This is a genomic window from Dehalococcoidales bacterium (assembly GCA_028716225.1).
GTDB lineage: Bacteria > Chloroflexota > Dehalococcoidia > Dehalococcoidales > UBA5760 > UBA5760.
In genome coordinates, this window is record JAQUQE010000071.1 from 1 (window position 1) to 5,413 (window position 5,413).

The window sequence follows — 5,413 nt, forward strand, 5'->3', positions numbered from 1 at the left end:
CTCATGATAGCGCGGGACATCTGTCTTGCGAGAAAGGGTGAGGCAGATGACTCGTGAAATAAAAGACTGCAATATTTTTTCGTGTGGGCTAGACGATTATCGCGAAGTACTTGCAGGTGTGATAAATCGCGAAAAATTATTTCACGGGTTGAGTATATATGAAACGCACATTCCGCTCGAGGCAAAAATACCGGAGCTATGTGTCAGGTTGGCAGACAATGCTTCGGATGGGCAAATATTGTCCGATATAAAAGTGTCGTTGGATTGTGATCAAATAATCATAGAGGTAGACAGGAGGCGCACTTGAGTGCGCTACCTTTGCAGTAAAAGAAGATATTAAACTATTTTATTTTTTTTACTTGTATTAAATATAAGTATAGGAGGTAAGAAAATGGGCACATCACCAACAGAACAGGCAATAAGAAACGACGGCGCGATCCCCTATGCGTCGCAGATACCCAATGATTCGTCGGCGAGCGGGGCGACTCTCAAGGACGCGCTGTCAAATCTGAAAACGGGCATCGATGCAATCGATCACGCTATGACCTATCAAGGGGTATGGGATTGCTCGGGCGGTGTATACCCGACACCAGTCGTGGCTGGGAATTTTTGGATATGTTCAGTCGCAGGAACTATCGCCGGGACGGTGTACGCCGTGACGGACTGGCTCGCGTATAACGGAGCTACGTGGGATAAAATCGATAACAGTGATCTCGTCACCTCGGTATTCAGTCGCACTGGTCCGGTAGTCGCCGCTGCAAGCGACTACGACGCTTCCCAGGTGGACAACGATTCATCTGTCGCGGGTTCATTCGTGAGCGATGCGCTGAATACGCTGGATGCCCAGATTGGCGCGACTGGTGAGGTCGTGTACGTCGACAACAGCAGGGGTGACAGCTATGCGGAAGACGGGAGCATGGCACGTCCCTTCAAGACGATTACGGCAGCGATAGCAGCGACCATAGCGGCGGCTCCAGACTATTATGTCACGATAGACATAGCGTCGGGTATATATCGTGAAAACGTAGTGCTGGAAGACGCGGCACTGAAATACATCAAATTGCAAGGCCACGGTTACGTGTCGATTAATCCGGCGGCGGGCAATGCGCTTCAATCAGCGACTAACAACGCCAATCTTTTCGCCTTTCACGTCGATAACATCATTTTCTCGAAGCCTGTGGTTCTGACAGGCGGCGCGGGGGCTACGTCGTTTAGCGATGTGTTTTGGCACAACGTTCGGTTTACCGGCACGGCGACGTTGACCGCTACGTGCATCAACAACATTTCGATGAGCGGTGTGTATAGCGAGACGCTGTGGACGTATACTAACGTGTCGTGGTCGTACTTGGAGAACGGTCAGTTGCAGGGTACGTTCAGTTTCACGATGGACGACACGCAACCGATTCCGTCGTTCGGCAAAGACGGCACGGTAATGTGTAACGGGATTTATTTGAGCGATACTCCCAGTTACACGGTTGGCGGTACGTCCACCTATACAGTGGTGCTTAGCGCGTGTAGGTGGGGCTGGCAAGATCACACCGTTCCGGCTGGCGTTACAGTCTATGCCAACACCTCGTACATAAGGGGAACGGTCACGAATAACGGCACGATTTACCTCCGCAATGCGTTTACACAGGGGTATGTCGCCGGTACAGGCACGCTGACTCTCCAGCAGCCTGCGAGTCAAATCGGGTATACGGCGACGCCGGGGGATTGGAGCGTAACGGCTCCGACCGACTTGCAGGAAGCGGTTACTCGAATCGCGGCAGCAGTCGCTACTCTTAAAGGCAGCCCTATCTGATTTCCTGATTTAAGTTGTCTCCAGTGAACGGATGACAAACTGCCTGGGATGGTAAAGCTCGACAAAAAATATTTCTCGCCTCAAATATGGAAATTGCGATGCGCTAATTTCTCTTTCTTTTCGGTTTCTTGTCATTTTCTTCTTGACTCGGGGTTCTCTTCAAGGCTATATCCTCTTTCCCACCACCATCAGCTCCTCCGATTGTCTACGGCTAGTGCGAAAGAGGAGAATGGTGAGAATAAGTATATAGGGTTGACAAACGAACCTAGCAACGTAAAGGCGGTGTTGTTCGGATGAAAAATGACAAGGTAATTGAGGCGTTGGAGTCGTTGAATGTGACACTAGGTGCAATTAAGGACGTGATCGTCCAGGCTGGCAGCGATAAGGGCATCGAAGATGCGTTTGAGCTGTGCGAGAAGACATTGGCTCTGTTCCAGACTGAGATGGAGGGACAATCGGTCGCGGTAAGGCTGGCGCGTATAAACCGAGAATTGTCGGCGCAGCTCGAGGGGATTACGGCATTGGTCAAGGAAGCCCAGGATACGTGCGACAACGTAACGGAGATCGTAGAAGTTGACAAATTAGACTAGAGTGTTATAATAAAAGATAAGATGGCCGGAAAGATTCCGGCAAGGAGGACATGTGTCATACAGGTATTGCATTACGACAACAGCGGTCACGGGGTCTGACTTGGACGCAAGGGTGGCGTGCGCTCTGGAATCGGAATTCGGGTGTGTGACCCGATTTTCCGGGAGAGGGGTGGAACGGGTGGTTCTGGCCGAGTGGTTCGAGGACTGTCCGGCGAAGTCAACGCTCGCTCTTGCCGTCGAGTATAGACGGTGTATTTACAAGGCTGCAGGGAAGTACATCCCGACGGCGTTCGAGTCTTATTTGATTGAGGGCGGCGAGACTCTTTTTGGATGCGAGGCCGAATATGAAAGGATGAAAGCCGATGGAGAGTTGGGTTCGGATTCCGACGAGGATTAGGTCAGCATTATTAATATCGCCAGAGGAATGTCGTGAAGCGGCAAAGAGATATCCTACTGTTCCGGTAGTGGAGGCGATAGAAAGGACGAGGAATGAGAGACGAACTGAACAAGGCGATGGCGGAGACCGAGGCCGCCTATCAGCGGCTCCGAGAACTGATTGATAAGCAACGAACGGTGTTCAATCAGTATTGCTGCCTCAAATACGAAGTCGAGATCGGTGGTGAGGTCTACTCGAAAAACGGCGGGATCGCAATATTGGACGCTTTTCTAATGCGGGACGAGGAGAATGGTGAGAATAAGTATATAGGGTTGACAAACGAACCTAGCAACGTAAAGGCGGTGTTGTTCGGATGAAAAATGACAAGGTAATTGAGGCGTTGGAGTCGTTGAATGTGACACTAGGTGCAATTAAGGACGTGATCGTCCAGGCTGGCAGCGATAAGGGCATCGAAGATGCGTTTGAGCTGTGCGAGAAGACATTGGCTCTGTTCCAGACTGAGATGGAGGGACAATCGGTCGCGGTAAGGCTGGCGCGTATAAACCGAGAATTGTCGGCGCAGCTCGAGGGGATTACGGCATTGGTCAAGGAAGCCCAGGATACGTGCGACAACGTAACGGAGATCGTAGAAGTTGACAAATTAGACTAGAGTGTTATAATAAAAGATAAGATGGCCGGAAAGATTCCGGCAAGGAGGACATGTGTCATACAGGTATTGCATTACGACAACAGCGGTCACGGGGTCTGACTTGGACGCAAGGGTGGCGTGCGCTCTGGAATCGGAATTCGGGTGTGTGACCCGATTTTCCGGGAGAGGGGTGGAACGGGTGGTTCTGGCCGAGTGGTTCGAGGACTGTCCGGCGAAGTCAACGCTCGCTCTTGCCGTCGAGTATAGACGGTGTATTTACAAGGCTGCAGGGAAGTACATCCCGACGGCGTTCGAGTCTTATTTGATTGAGGGCGGCGAGACTCTTTTTGGATGCGAGGCCGAATATGAAAGGATGAAAGCCGATGGAGAGTTGGGTTCGGATTCCGACGAGGATTAGGTCAGCATTATTAATATCGCCAGAGGAATGTCGTGAAGCGGCAAAGAGATATCCTACTGTTCCGGTAGTGGAGGCGATAGAAAGGACGAGGAATGAGAGACGAACTGAACAAGGCGATGGCGGAGACCGAGGCCGCCTATCAGCGGCTCCGAGAACTGATTGATAAGCAACGAACGGTGTTCAATCAGTATTGCTGCCTCAAATACGAAGTCGAGATCGGTGGTGAGGTCTACTCGAAAAACGGCGGGATCGCAATATTGGACGCTTTTCTAATGCGGGACAACGATCCCGATAAGCGTCCTGCGGTGCGGGTTTTCCAGAAGTTCCCCTTCGGGACGGCGAAGACGACATCCGTGTTGCAGCCGTGGCAGTGGGTGACGAAAGCCGAGATGACGAATGGCTGATGAAACGGTGCTCTTTGCCGGTGTCAGGGTGACGCCTCGACAAGAGGATGTGTTGCTTGCTATAGAGTCAGCGTGGCGTGAGCACGGTTATGGCCCGACTACTCGCGAGATATGTCAGGCCATAGGGGTATCGTCTACATACGCCGTACACTGCCTTCTCGCGCCGCTGCGGGCAAAGGGGCTAGTGTTCGACGAGATAAAGCCCAGAACTTTGCGGACGAAGCGTTTGCGTATTCGTGCCGGTGCTGGTGGTATGTTCGTTTTTTGGGGGCGATAGATGGACGTTGCGAAAATGTATGAGCGCATTGGGCACTTGCGGGCGCTGGCCGAAGACCCGGCTGCGACTGAATCTGAGGCGCAAAATGCGCGGAAGCGCATGGAGGAAATCGAGGCCCGGATTCGCAAACTGAATGACGATCTAGCTGCCCATCGACGGAAAGTCGCCGATGCCATTCGAGAAGAAAAGGCAAAAAAGGCGGAGCAAAGAAATACATTATGGAAAATCAGAAGAGCTGCCGGGCCAAGGAAAATCTTCCCTGTAGATTGGCCGTTTGGCTGGGAAAAACCGCATAATAGTATAGATATAGAAATGCTGTATTGCGAAGATAGAAGTGTGATGTTAGGCTGGAAGTGTCCAGGTTGCGGGTTGCAGGTTGAAAGAGAGATTACTCCGAGACATCGGGTTAGGCTTTCGGGAAAGCCGCAAGGAGTCGAGAATTTCATAAGAGACCTGAAAACCGGTGTGCTGAACCAGCTTTGTGATGAATGTTGTTCAAAATATAGTTGAGGTGCACCATGGCGGCTATTGGGCGGAAAAAAGCCCGCAGCATGACCAGGCTGGCGATCCTGGTAGAGTGTGCTGATGAGTATTGCGGTGGGTGTTCAATGCTGGAAGTTAGGCGCGACGAAAAAACACACTGTCATTTCCTATGGTGCAAATTCTTCAATCATGAGTTGTCTCCGTCGTATAACGACAATGTTGCAGAGCGGTGTGCGGCGTGCCATCTCGCGGAGAGGTGCGCGAAAGGCGAAAAGCTGTGAAGCGGTATAGTGTGATTTTGGCCGATCCTCCGTGGGATTACAACGATAAATGTACGTCGGGTAAGCGTGGAGCCGGATTCAAATATGCGACGATGAGCGTGGCGAGGCTCCATGAGTTGCAGGTGGCGTCGTTG

At 51.5% G+C, this 5,413-nt stretch carries 10 protein-coding genes; all 10 read left to right on the plus strand.

The window, feature by feature from the left end:
* Positions 1 to 868 precede the first annotated feature (868 nt).
* The 10 genes from PHI12_13290 (at position 869) to PHI12_13335 (ending at position 5,279) form a co-directional block, all read left to right on the plus strand.
* On the plus strand, positions 869 to 1,801 hold the full coding sequence (locus PHI12_13290) for a hypothetical protein (GenBank protein ID MDD5511767.1): 933 nt from the start codon (positions 869 to 871) through the stop codon (positions 1,799 to 1,801).
* Between the two features lie 293 nt (positions 1,802 to 2,094).
* Positions 2,095 to 2,391, plus strand: coding sequence for a hypothetical protein (locus tag PHI12_13295; GenBank protein ID MDD5511768.1), 297 nt, complete (start codon positions 2,095 to 2,097; stop codon positions 2,389 to 2,391).
* Between the two features lie 145 nt (positions 2,392 to 2,536).
* The gene (locus tag PHI12_13300; protein ID MDD5511769.1) at positions 2,537 to 2,788 is read left to right on the plus strand and encodes a hypothetical protein; all 252 of its coding nucleotides are present in this window, start codon (positions 2,537 to 2,539) and stop codon (positions 2,786 to 2,788) included.
* Positions 2,789 to 2,880: 92 nt separating this feature from the next.
* Positions 2,881 to 3,144 (plus strand): hypothetical protein, encoded by a 264-nt coding sequence (locus PHI12_13305; GenBank protein MDD5511770.1) that lies wholly within the window; start codon positions 2,881 to 2,883, stop codon positions 3,142 to 3,144.
* Complete coding sequence (locus PHI12_13310) at positions 3,141 to 3,437, plus strand: hypothetical protein (GenBank protein ID MDD5511771.1); 297 nt, start codon at positions 3,141 to 3,143, stop codon at positions 3,435 to 3,437. The genes PHI12_13305 and PHI12_13310 overlap by 4 nt, the downstream gene beginning before the upstream one ends.
* A gap of 145 nt (positions 3,438 to 3,582) precedes the next feature.
* On the plus strand, positions 3,583 to 3,834 hold the full coding sequence (locus PHI12_13315) for a hypothetical protein (GenBank protein MDD5511772.1): 252 nt from the start codon (positions 3,583 to 3,585) through the stop codon (positions 3,832 to 3,834).
* Between the two features lie 92 nt (positions 3,835 to 3,926).
* Positions 3,927 to 4,238, plus strand: coding sequence for a hypothetical protein (locus PHI12_13320; protein MDD5511773.1), 312 nt, complete (start codon positions 3,927 to 3,929; stop codon positions 4,236 to 4,238).
* Positions 4,231 to 4,515, plus strand: coding sequence for a hypothetical protein (locus PHI12_13325; protein MDD5511774.1), 285 nt, complete (start codon positions 4,231 to 4,233; stop codon positions 4,513 to 4,515). The genes PHI12_13320 and PHI12_13325 overlap by 8 nt, the downstream gene beginning before the upstream one ends.
* A complete protein-coding gene (locus PHI12_13330) occupies positions 4,516 to 5,025 on the plus strand; it encodes a hypothetical protein (protein MDD5511775.1) in 510 nt (169 codons plus the stop codon).
* Positions 5,026 to 5,033: 8 nt separating this feature from the next.
* Positions 5,034 to 5,279, plus strand: a complete 246-nt coding sequence (locus PHI12_13335; protein MDD5511776.1) for a hypothetical protein — start codon at positions 5,034 to 5,036, stop codon at positions 5,277 to 5,279.
* Positions 5,280 to 5,413: the final 134 nt, after the last annotated feature.